This window comes from Pseudomonas sp. PDM10, assembly GCF_014852295.1.
Lineage (GTDB): Bacteria > Pseudomonadota > Gammaproteobacteria > Pseudomonadales > Pseudomonadaceae > Aquipseudomonas.
Genome location: NZ_JACVBJ010000007.1, coordinates 99,314 through 117,973, shown reverse-complemented (window position 1 = coordinate 117,973; position 18,660 = coordinate 99,314). Strand labels below are relative to the sequence as shown.

Annotated in this window: 21 protein-coding genes; 10 read left to right on the top strand and 11 right to left on the bottom strand. The window is 58.9% G+C overall.

All coding sequences use genetic code 11. From position 1 onward, the window contains the following. Positions 1-12: 12 nt before the first annotated feature. Positions 13-660: a YceH family protein gene (locus IB252_RS23700; RefSeq protein ID WP_192410457.1), complete on the top strand. Its 648-nt coding sequence runs from the start codon at positions 13-15 to the stop codon at positions 658-660. Positions 661-704: 44 nt separating this feature from the next. On the opposite strand, the gene IB252_RS23695 is transcribed toward IB252_RS23700, so the two are convergent. Beyond that, positions 705-1,223: a cupin domain-containing protein gene (locus IB252_RS23695; RefSeq protein ID WP_111449096.1), complete on the bottom strand. Its 519-nt coding sequence runs from the start codon at positions 1,221-1,223 to the stop codon at positions 705-707. Between the two features lie 24 nt (positions 1,224-1,247). Beyond that, positions 1,248-2,087 carry a shikimate 5-dehydrogenase gene (locus tag IB252_RS23690; protein WP_192410456.1) on the bottom strand — a complete coding sequence of 280 codons (840 nt, stop codon included), beginning with the start codon at positions 2,085-2,087 and terminating at the stop codon, positions 1,248-1,250. Between the two features lie 245 nt (positions 2,088-2,332). Between IB252_RS23690 and IB252_RS23685 the strand changes: the two genes are divergently transcribed. The 3 genes from IB252_RS23685 (at position 2,333) to IB252_RS23675 (ending at position 3,417) form a co-directional block, all read left to right on the top strand. Continuing rightward, positions 2,333-2,704 (top strand): hypothetical protein, encoded by a 372-nt coding sequence (locus tag IB252_RS23685; RefSeq protein WP_111449098.1) that lies wholly within the window; start codon positions 2,333-2,335, stop codon positions 2,702-2,704. A 235-nt stretch (positions 2,705-2,939) separates the two neighbouring features. After that, entirely contained in the window at positions 2,940-3,134 is a 195-nt protein-coding gene (locus IB252_RS23680) for a hypothetical protein (protein WP_111449099.1), read from the top strand. Between the two features lie 100 nt (positions 3,135-3,234). Continuing rightward, positions 3,235-3,417 carry a hypothetical protein gene (locus IB252_RS23675; protein WP_111449100.1) on the top strand — a complete coding sequence of 61 codons (183 nt, stop codon included), beginning with the start codon at positions 3,235-3,237 and terminating at the stop codon, positions 3,415-3,417. On the opposite strand, the gene IB252_RS23670 is transcribed toward IB252_RS23675, so the two are convergent. Further along, a complete protein-coding gene (locus IB252_RS23670; RefSeq protein ID WP_192410455.1) occupies positions 3,414-4,475 on the bottom strand; it encodes an AI-2E family transporter in 1,062 nt (353 codons plus the stop codon). The genes IB252_RS23675 and IB252_RS23670 overlap by 4 nt on opposite strands. A 163-nt stretch (positions 4,476-4,638) precedes the next feature. Here IB252_RS23670 and yegQ point away from each other — a divergent pair, with 163 nt between their 5' ends. Beyond that, on the top strand, positions 4,639-5,964 hold the full coding sequence (yegQ, locus tag IB252_RS23665; RefSeq protein WP_192410454.1) for a tRNA 5-hydroxyuridine modification protein YegQ: 1,326 nt from the start codon (positions 4,639-4,641) through the stop codon (positions 5,962-5,964). A 298-nt stretch (positions 5,965-6,262) separates the two neighbouring features. Here the strand turns inward: yegQ and IB252_RS23660 are convergent, their stop codons facing one another. After that, positions 6,263-7,129 (bottom strand): LysR substrate-binding domain-containing protein, encoded by an 867-nt coding sequence (locus tag IB252_RS23660; protein ID WP_192410453.1) that lies wholly within the window; start codon positions 7,127-7,129, stop codon positions 6,263-6,265. Positions 7,130-7,225: 96 nt separating this feature from the next. On the opposite strand from IB252_RS23660, the gene IB252_RS23655 reads away from it, so the two are divergent. Further along, on the top strand, positions 7,226-8,134 hold the full coding sequence (locus IB252_RS23655; RefSeq protein ID WP_192410452.1) for a DMT family transporter: 909 nt from the start codon (positions 7,226-7,228) through the stop codon (positions 8,132-8,134). 163 nt (positions 8,135-8,297) lie between these two features. Here the strand turns inward: IB252_RS23655 and IB252_RS23650 are convergent, their stop codons facing one another. Continuing rightward, the gene (locus tag IB252_RS23650; protein ID WP_111452407.1) at positions 8,298-8,528 is read right to left on the bottom strand and encodes a hypothetical protein; all 231 of its coding nucleotides are present in this window, start codon (positions 8,526-8,528) and stop codon (positions 8,298-8,300) included. A 92-nt stretch (positions 8,529-8,620) separates the two neighbouring features. Beyond that, positions 8,621-9,334 (bottom strand): FadR/GntR family transcriptional regulator, encoded by a 714-nt coding sequence (locus IB252_RS23645; RefSeq protein ID WP_192410451.1) that lies wholly within the window; start codon positions 9,332-9,334, stop codon positions 8,621-8,623. Between the two features lie 283 nt (positions 9,335-9,617). Between IB252_RS23645 and IB252_RS23640 the strand changes: the two genes are divergently transcribed. Then, the gene (locus IB252_RS23640) at positions 9,618-10,964 is read left to right on the top strand and encodes an MFS transporter (protein ID WP_192410450.1); all 1,347 of its coding nucleotides are present in this window, start codon (positions 9,618-9,620) and stop codon (positions 10,962-10,964) included. 37 nt (positions 10,965-11,001) lie between these two features. Then, entirely contained in the window at positions 11,002-12,345 is a 1,344-nt protein-coding gene (gudD, locus tag IB252_RS23635) for a glucarate dehydratase (protein WP_192410449.1), read from the top strand. 66 nt (positions 12,346-12,411) lie between these two features. On the opposite strand, the gene IB252_RS23630 is transcribed toward gudD, so the two are convergent. Next, the gene (locus tag IB252_RS23630) at positions 12,412-13,332 is read right to left on the bottom strand and encodes a LysR family transcriptional regulator (protein ID WP_192410448.1); all 921 of its coding nucleotides are present in this window, start codon (positions 13,330-13,332) and stop codon (positions 12,412-12,414) included. A 158-nt stretch (positions 13,333-13,490) separates the two neighbouring features. Here IB252_RS23630 and ampC point away from each other — a divergent pair, with 158 nt between their 5' ends. Further along, positions 13,491-14,633 carry a class C beta-lactamase gene (ampC, locus tag IB252_RS23625; protein ID WP_318652736.1) on the top strand — a complete coding sequence of 381 codons (1,143 nt, stop codon included), beginning with the start codon at positions 13,491-13,493 and terminating at the stop codon, positions 14,631-14,633. Positions 14,634-14,904: 271 nt separating this feature from the next. Here ampC and IB252_RS23620 read toward each other — a convergent pair whose 3' ends face one another. Together IB252_RS23620 and IB252_RS23615 are read right to left on the bottom strand one after the other, a co-directional pair. Beyond that, on the bottom strand, positions 14,905-15,273 hold the full coding sequence (locus IB252_RS23620) for a DUF6124 family protein (protein ID WP_192410446.1): 369 nt from the start codon (positions 15,271-15,273) through the stop codon (positions 14,905-14,907). A gap of 254 nt (positions 15,274-15,527) precedes the next feature. Further along, a complete protein-coding gene (locus tag IB252_RS23615) occupies positions 15,528-16,085 on the bottom strand; it encodes a DUF4174 domain-containing protein (protein ID WP_192410445.1) in 558 nt (185 codons plus the stop codon). 179 nt (positions 16,086-16,264) lie between these two features. On the opposite strand from IB252_RS23615, the gene IB252_RS23610 reads away from it, so the two are divergent. Next, a complete protein-coding gene (locus IB252_RS23610; protein ID WP_192410444.1) occupies positions 16,265-16,633 on the top strand; it encodes a VOC family protein in 369 nt (122 codons plus the stop codon). A 41-nt stretch (positions 16,634-16,674) separates the two neighbouring features. On the opposite strand, the gene IB252_RS23605 is transcribed toward IB252_RS23610, so the two are convergent. Both IB252_RS23605 and IB252_RS23600 read right to left on the bottom strand, forming a co-directional pair. Further along, positions 16,675-17,460, bottom strand: a complete 786-nt coding sequence (locus tag IB252_RS23605) for a sulfite exporter TauE/SafE family protein (RefSeq protein WP_111452416.1) — start codon at positions 17,458-17,460, stop codon at positions 16,675-16,677. 253 nt (positions 17,461-17,713) lie between these two features. Continuing rightward, positions 17,714-18,460, bottom strand: coding sequence for a hypothetical protein (locus tag IB252_RS23600; protein ID WP_111452417.1), 747 nt, complete (start codon positions 18,458-18,460; stop codon positions 17,714-17,716). Positions 18,461-18,660: the final 200 nt, after the last annotated feature.

Here is an 18,660-nt window from a genome sequence, read left to right as displayed (position 1 = left end):
GGACGCAGAACCATGAGTACTGAGCAAGAGACAACGTTCGACGAGCCGCAGCTTAACAGCACGGAAATCCGAATACTGGGCTCGTTGATCGAGAAACAGGCCACCAGCCCGGAAACCTATCCGCTGACGCTCAATGCGCTGGTGATTGCCTGCAACCAGAAAACCAGCCGCGAGCCGGTGATGAACCTGACCCAGGGTCAGGTCGGCCAAAGTCTGCGCGCCCTCGAAGGTCGCGGCTTTACCAAACTGGTGATGGGCAGTCGTGCGGATCGCTGGGAACACAAAGTCGACAAGGCACTGGAACTGGTGCCCGCTCAAGTGATTTTGACGGGGCTGTTATTCCTTCGCGGACCACAAACGGTCAATGAACTGCTGACCCGCAGCGGCCGCATGCATGACTTTGAAGATGCCGAACAGGTGGTGCATCAACTGGAACGGCTGATTGCTCGCGATCTAGCACTGCTTATTCCGCGCCAGGCCGGTCAGCGGGAAGACCGCTACATGCACGCCTTGGGCGACCCGGCGGACATCGAAGTGATCCTGGCGGCAAGGCAGAACTCGGCCGAACGTGGCGCGGGTGGCGGCGTATCGGTTGAGCGGATCGAAGAGCTTGAGGCGCGAATTGCGGCGCTGGAAGAGCGACTGGCCCGCCTCGAATAAACAACACGGTCTATGTAGCAGCTGTCGAGCCTGCGAGGCTGTGGTTATTCGCCGTCCCAATAATCCACGCCGTCGGCCGGCCGGGCGATGGCGACGAAGCCCGAGGCATTGCCCTCGGCATCGACCTTGAAGTCGTCCATCACCGCATACTTGCCGGAATCCGGGTACTCGCAAATCTCGGGTGATTGTTGGGTGCTGACTGCCAGGTAGCGCAGCTCAGCGTTGCTGGTGTTGATGATCTGGTGCGCGGCTTCAGGGCCGCCCGGAGGGCAGGCAATGACATCACCGGCGCGAACGGGAAAGCGCTCGGCGCCCAAGCGAATCTCCCCTTCCCCGGCCACGATGTAAAACATTTCCTCATTGACCCGATGACTGTGAAACGGGCTGCCACGCATCCCCGGTTCCAGCGCGTACAGGCGATAACCCAGCTTCTGCGCGCCAAGTTGCTGGCCGATGCGCGCCTGCCGTTGCCGATAGCGGTCGGCGGTGTCTCCCGTCGGGGCAAACGCTTCGGGCAGCGGCTCAAGTTCGGCCTGATCCAGATTAAGAATGGCAGGATGCATGAGTCACCTCAGTCACGGTTTCGCTTATTGGGCAGCAGGATGGCCATGGCCACTGCGGGCAAACTCCACGGCGTTGTGAAACTGCTCATCGGTCGGCCGCACGCCGGTGTACAGCACGAACTGCTCCAGCGCCTGGATCGCGATCACTTCCAGCCCGGTGATCACTCGCTTGCCTTCAGCACGAGCGCGCACAATCAAGGGTGTTTCCGAGGGGACTGCCACGACATCGAAGACAGTCTCGGCAGCAGCGATGGTTTCAGCATCGAACGCCAACTGATCGGCCTCAGGGCCGTTCATGCCAATCGGTGTGACGTTGATCAGCATCTGCGGCCGCTCCGAGCCCAGCTCCGCTTGCCATCGATAGCCCAGCGATTCGGCCAACGCCCGTCCGGCACGCTCATTGCGGGCAACAATCAGGCCATTTTTGTAGCCGCCATCACGCAAGGCACTGGCCACAGCCTTGGCCATGCCGCCACTGCCGCGCAGGGCAAAGGTCAATTCCTTCGGCACTTGGTGGGTGTAAAGCAACTGGGCGATCGCGATGTAGTCGGTGTTGTAAGCCTTGAGATGGCCGTTAGTGTTAACAATGGTGTTGATTGATTGAATGGCCGCAGCGGAGGGGTCCAGTTCATCGACCAGCGCAATGCACGCCTCCTTGAACGGCATCGACACGCCGCAACCTCGAATCCCCAAGGCGCGAATGCCGCCAACGGCGCCGGGCAAATCCTGACTGCTGAAGGCCTTGTAGTAAAAATTCAGGTTCAGTTGCTCATACAGATGATTGTGAAACCGCAGGCCGAAGTTCCCGGGACGTGCGGAAAGCGACATGCACAGCTGGGTGTCTCTGTCGGGGTTCATCTGCATGAAAAATCTCCTTCAATAGCACTTTCGGATGGACGGGATTAGCCAATCCATCGGGTCTGATCGATCATAACGGTGTGTCTGCACGTGGCCTCACTGAACCGTAAAGAAGCGAGTACAGACCTTACACAAAATTTACCCAATGGCTGTGCTGATTTTGGAAAAAAAGCTGTCTTAGAAGTATCCCCGCGACAATCCTTGGGTCTATTGCAGACACAAGCGCCGGGGCGAAGAACCGAGGAACTATCATGATCCGTAAAATCCCCACAGTAGCCTTGCTGATCGGTGCGCTTGCTATCGCAGGGCAGGCAGAAGCTGGCGGCGGTCACGGCGGTCACGGTTGGGAAGGACCGGCGGTATTTGGTGCGATCGTTGGCTCGGCCATCGTCGGTTCAGCCCTCATCAACAGCAATCGCCCGGTCTATGTACAGCAACCGGTTTACGTTCAGCCACAACCGGTTTACTACGGCCCGCCACCGGTTTATTACCAGCCGGCACCGGTCTACGTGCAGCAACCGGTCTATTACGGCCCACCGCCGGTTTATTACGGCCCACCACGTGGTTATTACGGTCCACCGCGCGGTTACTACGGCCCTCCCCACGGTTATGGCCGCTGGTAACGGAATCATCAGGCTCCGCCTCAATAGCGGGGCCTTTTTTGTGACCGTCCGTCGGCAGAGGTCTGGATAAATCTCGCCAAGGTCGCTGTCGGGACAGTCTTTGCGGCGCAAGTTGGCAAGATTGACTCGCCATCCTTCCCCCGCTTTGGGGAAAACGGTCATATTTATGTCATGTCGGGTCCGCACTCTTGGATCTGTCCGTTAACAACAGGTTGATAAAAACAAGGACGACCTTATGCCCACGCAAAACCCGCACCGCGTTGTCGGCTTGTGCACTTCCAGCAAGGTGTACAACGCATTGACCGAACTCAAGCACCTGGAAGGCCATCGCAGCGCCAAGTTTCTTTCGCTGCTGGCAGAAAACCTGGTGCGAAAAGGCCTGCTCAACGAGCAGGAAGTGGTTCATATGCTGGACTTGGTGGTCGACTGAACCGATGACTCATTGGCATCAATGACGACTATCGAAAGCGTTGATTGTCCGTTCAAGCGTCCGTTCCGTAAGGTGGCTCCATCGATTGATGGAGGTACTTATGTCCCAGGTTCAGATCATGTCCGTTATCGGCAGTGCCGTTCCCGCACCGCTCAGAGAGCTAGGATTGCTCGCCTGTTGGTATCTGGTGCAGGACGGCGAACCGATCAGCGGTCCGCTCACCTCGCTGCCAGCCGCCCAGGCACTGTCGCAACGCATCGGCCGAGGCCAACTCAGCGCTTAAGGCAGCTGCACCCGCGGCTTGGTTTCGATGAAAATTGCCCAACTCGACATGAACAGCGCAGCGATCAGCGGCCCGATCACAAAGCCATTGAGGCCGAAGATCGCCAGACCGCCAAGGGTCGAGATCAGGATCAGGTAGTCCGGCATCTTGGTATCCTTGCCCACCAGGATCGGTCGCAGCACGTTATCCACCAGGCCGATCACAAAAATCCCGAACAGCACCAGCACCACGCCCTGCCAGATCGCTCCGGTGAACAGGAAAAACGCCGCCACCGGCGCCCAGACAATCCCCGCCCCCACCGCTGGCAACAGCGACAGAAACGCCATCAGCACCGCCCAGAGCAACGCGCTCGGAATATCCAGAAACCAGAAAATCAAACCGCCCAACGCACCCTGCGTGATCGCCACCAGCAGGTTGCCCTTCACTGTCGCTCGAACCACACGATTGAACTTGAGTTGCAAACGGCGTTTCTGGTTGTCCTGCAGCGGCACGGCGGCGCGCACTTTGCGGGCCAGTTCGGCGCCGTCCCGCAGAAAGAAGAACAACAGGTAGAGCATGATGAAAAAGCTCACCACGAAATCGAACGTACCCTGACCAAAACTGAAGGCTTTGTTGGCAATGAACTCATTGCCTGTCACCGCACTTTTGATGATTTTCTCCCGCAGCCCGTCCAGTTCGCCTACCCCGGCCCGATCGAGCAAGTGCTGGAAGTACGGCGGCAGGCTGTGTTTGAAATGCGTCACGTACCCGGCGATGTCCAGTTCGCCACTTTCGATGCGGTGGTAGACCGAGGCCCCTTCTTGAATCAGCAAGATACTGAGGACAATCACCGGCAGAATCGCGATCAACAGACAGATGCTCAGGGTGAGCAGCGACGTCAGATTGCGCTCCCAGCCGAACTTCAGTTGCAGTCGTCGGTGCAGGGGCGCGAAGAGGATGCCGAGGATCACCGCCCAGAACACCGCGCCGTAAAACGGCAGCAAAATCCAGACGAAAGCGGCGGTGACCAGCCCCAGCAAGATCACCAGTGATTTGTCTTGTAGCTTCTCTTCGTTCATGTCCGATCCATGTCAGTCTGCAAGGACACAATGTTGCGTCCTGATGCTTAGTCCGCCACGGTTCGCGCGAGTGCCATCCGTTTGTTCATCAAGCATAGATCCAGATCAATGAACCTCGCGGGCAAGCCGCTTACTCTCGGCGGCTTTTGTGACCGACTCTGCCATGACTCTCCTGCCTCCAGAACTGCTCGCCCCCGCCGGCACCCTGAAAAACATGCGATATGCCTTCGCCTACGGCGCCGATGCGGTGTACGCCGGTCAACCGCGCTACAGCCTGCGGGTGCGCAACAACGAATTCGATCACGCCAATCTGGCCCTCGGCATTCACGAGGCCCAGGCCCAAGGCAAGCGCTTCTACGTGGTGGTGAACATCGCCCCGCACAACGCCAAGCTAAAAACCTTCCTCAAAGACCTGGCGCCGGTCATTGCCATGGCGCCGGACGCGCTGATCATGTCCGACCCGGGGTTGATCATGCTGGTCCGCCGGCATTATCCGCAGATGCCGATTCACCTGTCGGTACAGGCCAACACGGTGAACTGGGCCAGTGTCGAGTTCTGGCAGCAACAAGGTTTGAGCCGGATCATCCTGTCGCGGGAGCTGTCCCTGGAAGAAATCGCCGAAATCCGCGAACAAGTCCCGGCGATGGAGCTGGAGGTGTTCGTCCACGGCGCCTTGTGCATGGCCTATTCCGGTCGCTGCCTGTTGTCGGGTTACATGAACAAGCGCGATGCCAATCAGGGCAGTTGCACCAACGCCTGTCGCTGGAAATATTCGGCGCAAGAGGCCACTGAAAACCAGCTCGGCGAAATCGTGCAGACCTTCCAGCCCGAACCGACCCTGGGCATCGGCGCCCCGACCGATCAGGTGTTCCTGTTGCAGGAAGCCAATCGGCCCGATGAACTGATGCCGGCCTTCGAAGACGAACACGGCACTTACATCATGAACGCCAAGGATTTGCGCGCGGTGCAGCATGTCGAGCGCCTGACGCAGATGGGCGTGCACTCACTGAAAATCGAGGGCCGGACCAAATCCCATTTTTATTGCGCACGCACCACCCAGGTTTACCGTCGGGCGATCGACGACGCGGTGGCCGGTCGCGAGTTCGACCGCAGTCTGATGACGGATCTGGAATCCCTCGCCCAACGCGGCTACACCGAAGGTTTTCTGCGACGGCACGTGCATGACGAATACCAGAACTACCAGCACGGCAGTTCGGTGTCGGAGCGGCAGCAGTTTGTCGGCGAGCTGACCGGCGAGCGGCGTGACCGGATGGCGGAGGTCAAGGTGAAGAATCGATTTGGTTTGGGCGACCACATGGAACTGATGACGCCCAAGGGCAACTTCCAATTCGACTTGCATCAACTGCAAAACGTCAGGGGCGAGCCTATCGAAGTGGCGCCGGGGGATGGGCATACGGTGTACCTGCCGATTCCGGATGCGGTGGATTTGCAGTTTGGGTTGTTGATGCGGGATGTGGGTGTATCTTGAATCCACCCCTCACCCTAACCCTCTCCCCAAGGGGGCGAGGGGACTGACCGAGTTGTTTCTTAGAGCTACATCGACCTGAAATTCCGAGTCGAACTCAGGTTTGAAAAACACAAAGATCGGCTCCCTTTCCCCTCTCCCCAGGGGGCGAGGAGACTGACCGAGTTGTTTCTTAGAGCTACATCGACCTGAAATTCCGAGTCGAACTCAGGTTTGAAAGGCTTGAAGATCGGCCCCCTTTCCCCCTCTCCCCGTTGGGGAGAGGGCTGGGGTGAGGGGTGGCTTTCAGACCCGACGCCTATTACGCCGTGAACTCCTCGCGCAACATCCCCACAAACGCCTCTCGCGCCGGGTGAACCCCGGCGTTTTCATGCCAGTAAAACAGATTGTCGATCGCCATCAGCTCGGGGAACTCATACCCTGCGCAACCCGCCCCTTTGGCGTACTGATCAAACACGCCTTTTGGCACCAGCGCGACACCCGCCCCGGCACTGACACAGCCGACAATCGCCCCGTAACTGGCCAGGCTGACAATCGGCAACGCCTGCCCCTGCCGCAGCAACCAATGTTCCAGCGCCGCCCGGTAGGGACAGCCCTGAGGCCACATGAACACGGTCTTGTCCTGCAAATCCGCGATGTCACGCACCGGCCCCAGTGAAGTCGAGGCGATCAATAAAAGCTCCTCGCGGTACATCGGCGTGCGCTTGAGGTGTGAGCGCTCGACATCCACGGCGACGATCGCGCCGTCGAGCCGGTGATTGAGCGTGTCGTCGAGCAATTGGCTCCAGGTGCCGGTGGTCAGCTCCAGTGCCACCGCCGGGAAACGCTTGTGGAATTTCGCCAGCAACCGCGGCAATCGACCGGTCGCCGACGACTCGATGGCGCCAATGCGCAACGGCCCGGACGGCTCGGCCGAAGGGTCCACCGCGCGCTTGGCTTCTGCCGTCAGGGCGAGAATTTTCGAGGCATAAGCCAGAAAGGTCTGCCCCGCCGGGCTGATTCGCAGCCCTCGGCCCTCGCGTAGAAACAGCGCGACACCCAGCTCCGTTTCCAGGGACTTGATCCGTGCCGTGATGTTCGACGGCACGCAATGCAATAGCTCGGCTGCCCGAGCGATGCTGCCGACCTCGGCGACGGTCTTGAACATGCGTATCTGTGCCAGCTCCATACGTCACCAAAAGTGAAGAGTTGACGCACTATAAGTCAGTTGTGGAGAACAGTCAGGCTTCTGATACTGGGTGCATCCGCCTACAGGTGCCCGATCATGAAGCCACTCACGCCCTCCCCCGGTTCGCCCGTCAAAATCTTCCTGGCCATGGCATTTGTGGTCGGCTGCTGGGGTTACTCACCGACCGGCATTCACATCGGTTTGCAGGCCTATGATCCTGGTCATCTAGCCCTGCTGCGGTTTCTGCTGGCATCGGCATTCATGGCGGTGGTCGCAGTGTTCCGAGGCATTAGCCTGCCGAAAACTCGTGACCTGCCGCTGCTGTTCGCGCTCGGATTTTTTGCCGTGAGCCTGCACCATGTCGCGTTGAATTTCGGCCAGCAAAGTATCAGCGCCGGAGCCTCGAGTGTGTTGGCGCAATCAACGCCGTTGTTCAGCACGTTGCTGGCGCGTTTCGTGTTCAAGGACCGGGTGAGCGTGTGGCGCTGGGGCTGCGTTTTTCTGGGATTGATCGGCGTGGTGATGGTGGTGGCCGGTGACCACGGATTGGGGAGCATCGACGCCCATGGATGGCTGATTGTGTTGGCGGCGGTGTCATGGAGTTTTTACTTTGCCTTGCAGAAGCATTACTCGCGGCGCTACGACGGGCTGACATTGGTGTGTTACACGGTTTGGTTCGGGACGCTGCTGCTGTTGGTTTATCTCCCGGGACTGGTGAGCCAGGTCATCACCGCTCCAGTTGAAGTGCAGCTTGCGGTCATCGGGCTGGGCATTTTCCCAAGTGCCCTCGCGTATCTCGCCTGGGCCTATGTGCTGACTCATGTGGATTTGAGCCGCGCGACGATGACGCTGTATCTGATTCCACCGACCGCCATGGCAATTGCCTCTTTTGCACTGGGCGAGCGGCCGACGTTGATGATCGTTGCGGGAGCGCTGGTGGTGCTGGTCAGCGTGTTGGCCTTGAATCTGGAGCGCAGGCCGGTGGTTCAGGTGGCTAGCGTCTGATGATCGATCTGTGTTGATGCGCAGAACCTGTGGGAGCGAGCCTGCTCGCGATAGCGGTCTTATATTCAACACATACGTTGTCTGCCAGTCCGCTATCGCGAGCAGGCTCGCTCCCACAGGCTCTGCGCCTTAACTGACAGGCATTGGCCTTGCGCCGTTGTTTTTATCGCCTGTCATCGGACAGCGGTGTTGGCTCATCTGGCGCAGGCACGTCCTCGGCCGCCTCAGGGTCCATCCAGTCTTCAGGTCGATCGTCGCCGACCTCGGTCGGGTCTCGCGAAGGGTCCATGCCGGGAGGCGCGTCGTGATCCATGCGCGGCTCGTCGGTACCGGAAATGGGTCGGGTGGGGTCGGTGTTGGGCGTTGCGCCCTGGAACATCGAATCGTTAGCCATGACGCACCTCACTGATGAGGTCCAGCAAATCTGGGCCGTACTCGTTGGAAGCAGGGCCGCAAGTTAGGTGCTATCGAGTAGACAAATGGCGGTCAGCCATCGGCCGAAAACCGGTCGCGACTGTTGGTCAGGTGCAGCCACATGGCCGCCCGCGCCGCATCCGGGTCCTGGCGTTTGATCGCATTGAGAATCGCCTCGTGCTCAAGGTTGGCCAGTTGCCCGAGCTTGCTCAAGTCCACTGCGCCGCGCTCGGCGGCATTGACGCGGGTGCGTGGGATCATGGCGCTGCCCAGGTGCTGCATGATTTCGGTGAAGCACACGTTGCCGGTGGCTTCGGCGATCAGCAAGTGGAAGCGCTTGTCGGCTTCGACGCAGCTGTCGTTGTTGGCCAGCAGGCTTTGATAGTCGTCCAGCGCTTCGCGCATCTGCGCCAATTGATGCTCGGTGCGACGGGTTGCCGCCAGTGCGGCGGCCTGGGTTTCCAGGCCCATGCGCAACTCCAGAATACTGCGCACCCCCAGCGCGGTATCGACGTTCAACCGCAGTCCCTGCTCCGGTGCTCGTTCGATGACAAAGGTGCCGATGCCGTGCCGGGTCTCCACCAACCCGGACGCCTGCAACTTCGAGATCGCCTCGCGCACCACCGTGCGACTGACCCCGTGTTCCTGAACAATCGTGTTCTCGGACGGCAGCTTGTCACCGGGCAGCATCTGCCCGAGCAAAATGCTCTGGGTCAGTTTGGCGACCAGGTCATGGGCCAGGTTGTGGGTGCGCTTGCGGGCAGGCGCGTCGAGGTCTTCTTGCATGGCGATCATCCGAGAGCAGGGCTACCGGAATCGTAGCACTGCGCCCGACGGGAATCTCGGGAAAAAGCCGATCAACTTGTATGACAACACTCAACAAATCGGACATTCAAGACCGAAGCTAAGCTCATGCATTACTGAAAAAAGAATAACAAATCTTATATAAAGCGCCATTTTGTTGGACGACAGGGCTTGCAGGAGGAAAAAACGTAGTTGTATGATGTCTATCAACATCGCAACACCCCCGTCACACCCCGCATAAAAATAATCAGTGGGAGATAACGTAGTGAATACATCCATATCCGGGATGAACGATGGCGCCGATTCGGTCCTGAAGTCCGCCATCTCGAAAGTGAAACGCCATGTTCTGCCGCTGTTCGTGATCATGTTCATCGTCAACTACATCGACCGCGTGAACATCGGCTTCGTCCGCGCCCACATGGAACATGACCTGGGCATCGGCGCTGCCGCCTACGGCCTCGGCGCCGGTCTGTTCTTCATCGGTTACGCGCTGTTTGAAGTCCCCTCCAACATCCTCCTGCAAAAAGTCGGCGCACGAATCTGGCTGACCCGCATCATGCTGACCTGGGGCGTGGTCGCCGCTTGCATGGCCTTCATCCAGAACGAAACCCACTTCTACATCCTGCGATTCCTGCTCGGCGTGGCCGAAGCCGGTTTCTTCCCCGGAGTGATTTACTACTTCACCCGCTGGTTGCCTGGCGTTGAACGCGGCAAGGCGATTGCCATCTTCCTCAGCGGTTCGGCGATTGCTTCGCTGATCTCCGGCCCGCTGTCCGGGTTACTGCTGCAAATCAGCGGTTTGGGCATGCACGGCTGGCAATGGATGTACTTCATTGAAGGGATGTTCTCGGTCGGGCTGTGCGTGTTCGTCTGGTTCTGGCTGGACTCCAAACCTCACGACGCCAAATGGCTGAGCCGCGCCGAACAAGACGCGCTGGTCAAAGCCATCGATGACGAACAACTGGCCCGCGAAGCCGCGACGCCGATCAAACCGTCGTTGGGCAAGCTGCTCAAGGATCGCCAGATCATCCTGTTCTGCCTGATCTACTTCTTCATCCAATTGACCATCTATGCCGCGACCTTCTGGCTGCCGAGCATCATCAAAAAGATGGGCGACCTGAGCGACATTCAGGTCGGGTTGTTCAACTCGATTCCATGGTTGCTGTCGATCGTCGGCATGTACGCCTTCGCTTCGCTGTCGGCCAAATGGAAGCATCAACAAGCCTGGGTCGCTGCGGCCCTGCTGATCGCAGCAGCCGGGATGTTCATGTCCACCACCGGCGGGCCGATCTTCGCCTTCGTTGCAATCTGCTTTGCTGCGCTGGGCTTCAAATCGGCGTCATCGCTGTTCTGGCCGATTCCTCAGGCTTATCTGGACGCACGGATCGCGGCAGGCGTCATCGCACTGATCAACTCGGTGGGCAACCTCGGCGGCTTCGTCGCGCCGACCACGTTCGGCCTGCTGGAAGAACGCACCGGCTCGATTCAGGGCGGGCTGTACGGCCTGGCCGCGACCTCGATCATTGCCGCAATCATCGTCTTCGCCGCACGCAACAAACCGAAATCCGCACCAGCCGTTGCACTGGACAAACCAGCGCCCAATCACGCCTGAACACTCATGTAAGAGCACTGTTTTGAAGGACATGACAATGAACGCACAAGAAACCGCCAAAGCCCCGGTCATCACCAGCATGCAGGTTGTTCCGGTGGCCGGCCACGATGGCATGTTGCTCAACCTGAGCGGCGCCCACGGGCCGTTTTTCACCCGCAACATCGTGATCCTCAAGGACAACGCCGGCCACACCGGCGTCGGTGAAGTACCGGGCGGCGAGCGCATTCGCCAGACCCTCGAAGACGCTCGTTCATTAGTGATCGGCAGTCCGATCGGTACGTATCAGAAGATCCTCAATCAAGTGCGCCAGACCTTCGCCGATCGTGATGCTGGCGGTCGCGGGTTACAGACGTTCGATTTGCGCATCACCATCCACGCCGTCACCGGTCTTGAAGCTGCGCTGCTTGATCTCTTGGGCCAGCACCTGGACGTGCCGGTCGCAGCCTTGCTCGGCGAAGGTCAGCAGCGCGACGAAGTGAAGATGCTGGGTTACCTGTTTTATGTCGGTGATCGCAATGAAACCGACCTGGCCTACCGTAGCGAACCGGACGCCGACAACGACTGGTTCCGCGTACGTCACGAAAAAGCCATGACCGCCGACGCCGTGGTCCGTCTGGCCGAAGCCGCCCACGCCCGCTACGGTTTCAAGGACTTCAAACTCAAGGGCGGCGTGCTCAGTGGCGATCAAGAAATCGAAGCCGTCACCGCCCTGGCCGAACGCTTCCCCGATGCGCGCATCACCCTTGATCCGAATGGCGCGTGGTCACTCAAGGAAGCCATTCGCCTGTGCCGGGATCAGCATCACGTACTGGCTTACGCCGAAGACCCGTGCGGCGCGGAAAACGGTTATTCGGGACGTGAAGTCATGGCTGAATTCCGTCGCGCCACGGGTCTGAAAACCGCCACCAACATGATCGCCACCGACTGGCGGGAAATGGGCCACGCGATCCAGTTGCAATCAGTGGACATTCCGCTGGCCGACCCACACTTCTGGACCATGCAGGGCTCGGTCCGTGTGGCGCAGATGTGCCATGAGTGGGGCCTGACCTGGGGTTCGCACTCCAACAACCACTTCGATATTTCCCTGGCCATGTTCACCCACGTTGCGGCCGCAGCGCCAGGTGACATCACCGCCATCGACACCCACTGGATCTGGCAGGACGGCCAGCGCCTGACCAAAGCACCGCTGCAAATCGTTGACGGCTGCGTGCAGGTGCCGAAGAAACCCGGGTTGGGCGTCGAACTGGACATGGATCAACTGGCCAAGGCTCATGAGTTGTACAAAGGCATGGGACTGGGCGCCCGGGATGACAGCGTGGCGATGCAGTTTCTGATTCCGGGCTGGAAGTTCGATAACAAGCGGCCGTGTCTGGTGCGCTAGGTCTATCGAAAAACCTCAATCCCTGTGGGAGCGGGCTTGCTCGCGAAGACGTCGTCACATCCACCATCAATGTGACGGATAGACCGCTTTCGCGAGCGAACTCGCTCCTACAGGTTCTTGCGCTGCTTGCAGCAACCATTGCTTGAACGCCATCATCGCCGACGTTTCAGGGCGCGACTGCAAACGGGTCAGCCAGTAACTGCCGGTGGTGATCCCGATGGCGAACGGTTGCTCGATTGCACCCGCCGCCAGTTGTCGGGCGAACATCAGCGGCGGCGCCAATGCAACGCCCGCTCCTTGCAGTGCCGCTTCCATCATTGCCAGCGATGAGTCGAAGACGATGCTTCGGGGCGGCGCTGCGTGGGTCGAGAGGCCAGTGGCCTGAAACCATTCAGGCCACTCGTCCGTGCGATAAGAACGCAACAGCGTTTGCTGCAACAGGTCTATCGGTGTTTTCAGTTGCCGGGCAATTTCGGGAACGCACAATACCGATAACGGCGCCTCGATCAACCTGACTGCCTCAATCCCATGCCAGGCTCCCGCGCCAAACCGTATCGCGTAATCCAACCCTTCAGCCGCCACATCCACGCGATTGTTGTTGGTCGACAGGCGCAAATCTATGAACGGATGTTTCGCCTGGAAGTCCGTCAACCGTGGCAACAACCAGCCTACCGCGAACGTCCCCACCGCGCCGACCGTCAATACCTCGCGAAAATGTCCGCCCTCGAATCGCTCAAGGGTGCGTGCAATACGGTCGAAAGACTCGCGCAACACCGGCAGCAGGGTTTCGCCCTCGCTGGTCAGCATCAGCCCGCGAGGCAAGCGCTTGAACAGGGTCACGCGAAGTTGCGATTCAAGGCTCTTGACCTGATGGCTCACCGCCGCCTGTGTGACACACAACTCAACGGCCGCCCGGGTGAAACTCAAATGCCGGGCGGAGGCCTCGAAGGCGCGCAATGCATTGAGCGGTAATTGAGGCCGGATCATGCCCACTCCCAAATTTTTCTAATGGCTCGTTCGAAATATCATCGGTTGTCGAACCTCGGCAGACTGCATAGATTGGCTCGCCCATCAGCAACCCGGATTGAAAAGCCGCTCGGAGTGTAGCGGTTAACACCCTTGAACTCATGGAAAGTGAATCAATCATGCACAACAAACTCGCGTTCTACAGCGCTTTCGCACTTCTCCTCAGCGCCGGTCATTGCGTTGCTGATGACCGCATTGAAGCCATCGTGAAGGCCGCCATCGAACCGGTGATGCAGCAACAGCAGATCCCCGGTGTCGCGGTTGCGATTACCGTCAACGGCCAGCCCCATTACTTTAACTACGGCGTGGCCTCGAAGGAAAACGGCAAAGCCGTCACCGAAGACACCCTGTTCGAAATCGGCTCGGTGAGCAAAACCTTCACCGCGACCCTCGCCGCCTACGCTCAGGCCACCGGCAAACTGTCCCTGTCGGACAAGGCCAGCAGCGGGCTGCCGGAGCTGCGTGGCAGCGCGTTCGATAACATCAGCGTGCTGCAACTGGGCACCTACAGCGCCGGTGGCCTGCCGCTGCAATTCCCCGACGATGCCGATGCACCGGACAAGATGCTCGGTTACTTCAAACAGTGGAAACCGACTTATGCCGCCGGCACCCATCGGCTGTATTCGAACCCGAGCCTGGGGTTGTTCGGTTACCTCGCCGCCCAAAGCATGGGCGCGCCGTTTGATGACGTGATGGAAAAAACCCTGCTGCCGAAACTCGGGCTGAAACACACCTACCTCACAGTGCCGCAGGCTCAAATGGGGCTTTACGCTCAGGGTTACAACAAGGAAGACAAACCTGTGCGGGTTGGGCCGGGGGCACTGGATTCGGAGGCTTATGGGGTGAAAACCAGCGCTGCGGATCTGATTCGGTATGTTGAGGCGAACATGAAACCGTCGGGGCTTGAAACGCCGATGCAGCGAGCAATCGCCATCACTCACACCGGGTATTACAAGGTCGGCGAGATGACTCAGGGGCTGGGTTGGGAGTTCTACCATTACCCGATCACCCTCGATAAATTACTGGCGGGTAACTCGACGCAGATGGCGATGGAGGCGCACGAAGTCCAGTGGCTGACCCCGACGCAACCTCAACCGGAAAGCGTACTGATCAACAAAACCGGTTCAACGGGCGGCTTCGGTGCTTACGTGGCGTACGTGCCGTCGAAAGACATCGGCATCGTGATTCTGGCCAACAAAAACTACCCGAACCCGGAGCGGATCAAGATTGCTCATACGATATTGAGTGCACTGGCCAAGTAGCCAATTGTGGCGAGGGGATTTAGCGAAGCGTCGCACCGCCCCGTTGGGCTGCGAAGCGGCCCCTTTTTTTCAACCACACCGCGTCCAATTGATTACGACGGCTTCGCCGCCGAACGGGGCGGTGCGACGTTTCGCTAAATCCCCTCGCCACAATCTCCTCACCACAATTCCCTCACCACACCTCGCAGGCTCGACAGCTGCTACAGATCACTAGCGGGCAAACAAAATGGGCGACCCCTTGGAGGTCGCCCATTGTTGTTACTGCACCAGCTCAATGCAGAGTCGGCGGCTGAGCGTCAGGTGCATCGCTTCTCCGATAAAGATTTTCCCGTGCCTGATTCACCAACAACCCGGTGACCGCCGCCAATTGCTGAATCGACAGCAGCACTGTGCGGCTCGAGCCTTCCAGTGTCCCGGCAAAACTCGCAATCAGGACATTCAGGGAGGCAAGGTTTTCGCAGGCCTGATTTAGCAGGGTCAGTGTGTCGACACCAGGAGCAACAGTGAAAATCTGCTGGGTCGTGGCGGTAGGCCTGGGGCTTCTGGTGACTGCGCCTTTCGCGGTTTCACATGGCTTCGCAGGATCGAGATGTTCGGCGTCGGTCAGGGTTTGCGGTTGATGCTTGCTGAACTTCTTCACAGACGAGGCTCCTTTTTGTGCCATTGGTGTTTACGTCCCTGGATCCCTCAGTGTCGCGGATTCCCACGTCCGACCGCATTGTTGCGGTGGCTGACGAAGGCTAGCGGTGCTCTCTGACAGAAACCAGTTCATAAAGACCGACAGAACTTGCAGGAAACTTCCGAGACCAATAGAAGCCGATACATCTCCCCCCGAAACACCCCATTTTTTTTACCGCTGGCGCAGGCTGCGCCAGCGGCTACAAAAGTCTGCGTTTAATCATCCGGCATTTCAGGCGGTTTGGCAGGCTTCGCCGGTTTGCCCGGTTTGCCCGGTTTTGCGCCTTTGGCACCGTTGGCCGGTGCGACTTCAGTGACCGGCGGCGGTGTCGGCACCGTGGCTTCTTGCTCTGTGGCCGGCAATTGGTCGACGGCGGCGAAAATCTCCTTCAGCTCAATCGCTCCCGATTGCTCAAGTTTCTTTTCCCCGTCCTTGCCCACCAGGATGACTTTGCTCTTCGCGCCGGCACCCAACTTGAGCGAACGGATCAATGCCGCCGTGTCTTGTGGCCCCAGGTCTTTGCCTTCGCGCTGGCCCATCAAATTGAGCACGGTGTACAGGACCATGTTTCGCTCGGTGAACCCCTTGCGATTGGTCGGTTCATCCAGCGACTTTTTCAGGCTGACCCACGTGGGATCGACCGTGCTCGGAGCGATGACAATCAACGGCCGGGCCCTGCCCTTGTCCATATCCAGTGGTGAGCCGTCATCGGCAGCGAGCAAGGGGCCGGCGAAAACCAGCAGGGTAGTCAGGGTCAATGACCTGATGAGCATGCGCATCTCCTTTTGATATCCACGCTCTAATGATTGCGCATCGCTGCGTTCGTTCCGGGTGACGCACGCAATTATGTCTCGCCTTGCCCCAAGCTTAGGTCAGGGCGGTCATTGCGCAACAGGTTGAGCTAATCTCATGGCTCAACAACCAAGCCCTGATCCGCCGTGAGGACCTGTGCATGAGCGCTCAGTTGAACCACACCATCGTCTGGTGTCGCGACAAGCAGGCATCAGCCAACTATCTGGCAGACATCCTCGGCCTGCCCAGCCCCGACCCCTTCGGCCCGATGCTGATCGTCAAGTTCGACAATGGCGTGTCGCTGGACTTCTACGACAATGACCCGCCGATTGCTTCCCAGCATTACGCGTTTTTGATGGGTGACGACGATTTCGATGCGGCCTTCGCCCGCCTGCAAGCCCGGCAGCAACCCTGGTGGGCCGACCCCGGCAAACAACGACCGAACGAGATCAATGATTACGGCGGTGGCCGACGGGTTTACTTCGATGACCCGGACGGGCATCTGCTGGAGATTCTGACTCGGCCCTGAGCGCGCCTGCCACGCGGGTTTGTTCTGGCAGCTCTACCCGATTAAAAGGCCAGTTTGTACCCGATCAGCACCAGCATCGTGGCAAGGCAAGGCCGCAGCACTTCATCGGAGATGCGGCCAGTCAGGTGACTGCCCAGGTAAATCCCCGGCAGCGAACCGATCAGCAAATAACCCAGCACGTGCCAATCCATGTTGCCCATGCTCGCATGGCCGAGGCCGGCCACCAGGGTCAGCGGTACGGCGTGCGCGATTTCCGTGCCCACCAGGCGGCGGGTCGGCAACAGCGGATAGAGAATGAACAACGCGACGGTGCCCAGGGCGCCAGCGCCGATGGACGTCAGGGCAACCATGGCGCCCAGGACCAGGCCAGTGATCACGGTCAGCGCATTCAAGCGCTTGCCGCTGGGGTTGTAATGACCGCCCGCACGTTTGTGGGCGAAATCGAGCAGGCGTTTCTTGAAGAAAATCGCCAGCGCCGTGGCAAACAGAACAAAGCCCAAGGCCTGTTTGATGACCGCGTTCATCGCCTCGGGCGACGTTTGCAAGGTGCTCAGGAACCACAACGTCAGCGCCACCGCCGGCACACTGCCGAGGGTCAGCCAACCGGTAATCGCCCAGTCGATGTTCTTGTTCTTTCGATGAACCAGCACGCCACTGGATTTGGTAATCGCCGCGTACAGCAAATCCGTCCCCACTGCGGTGGCCGGATTGACGCCGAACCACAACAGAATGGGGGTCATCAAGGAGCCGCCACCAACGCCGGTCATCCCGACAATAAAGCCGACTACCAGACCTGCTACGACTAAACCGAAATTACCGAATTCCATTAACACGCCCACAAAAAACGCATGAAAAATCTGGATCGCAGCATAGCGATTTTTCTTATAACCAGTTATATCGATGCGAACTATCGTTATACCTAAAGTCCACACACACTCCTGTGGGAGCCTTTGTGGCGAGGGGATTTATCCCCGTTGGACTGCGCAGCAGTCCCATTTTTTGGGGCCGCTTCGCAGCCCAACGGGGCGGTGCGACGTTTCGATAAATCCCCTCGCCACAAAGCTCACTCCCACAAGGGGTTCACTGTACTGGCAGGAAATTGAGGAACAGCAAACTCTGCGCGTAATTCAAACCGATCCGACGGTAGCGCTCGTCCAGCATCTGCGTCAGCAGGTCCAGCCGCGCGACGATCTTGCCGAACTCCACGGCAAAACTCAGGTTGCTGCCCTCCTCCGAGATTTCATTGGAGAACAGCAATGGCTCGCCGTTCTTGTTTTGCCGCTGGCTGAGTATCCAGGTGGCTTTCTCGATGTTGCGGGCAGCGTTGCTGACGAACGTCGGATTGATCACATCCGTCATGTAGAACTCGAGCCGATTGCCGTGGGCGGTGACGAGCATGCTGCCGATGGCATAGATGAAAGCACCGACCCGGTCGCCGAGAAACTCCGGACTCATGGCATAACTCAGCGCGGCCAGGTCTTTTTTGCCCCCCAGAGTCGGCAGCGGCTGTTGCTGTTCGATGGCCATGCGCACTTGCTTGCCAGCGGTGCGTGCGTCGAGGAAGCCGGATTTTTTCAGCTCGTCCGGGTTGCGCAGGTAGAGCTTGCTCATCAGCAGGTAGAGGCTGTCGAGGTTGTCGCGCATCGCCAGGGTCGCTATGCGGTCGACGCTGGTCTGGAGAAATTCCTGGGGTTTGCCTTCGCGGAACTGACTGACGATGTCGTTGCCCTGCTGCTGGCTGCACCCGGAGGCGAGCATCGACAAGCAGGCCAACAGCAGGCAACGGCGGCGGATTGGCGCGGTGGTGCGGGGTAAAACTCGAGCCATGGGTTATTGAACTTGGGCATGGGCCGGCGGTGGGGATTCGCCGCAGGCTGGCCCAGGATAGGAGCCGTGAATCCCTGAAAAGTGCAGTGCCGGCGGTCCGTAAACGCTGCCAACCGTCAAGAGGATCACCACATTAGTCATACTTTATAATTGCAAAAGCTCGTACATAAGCTATAAATCCTTCCTTGATCGCATTTAAA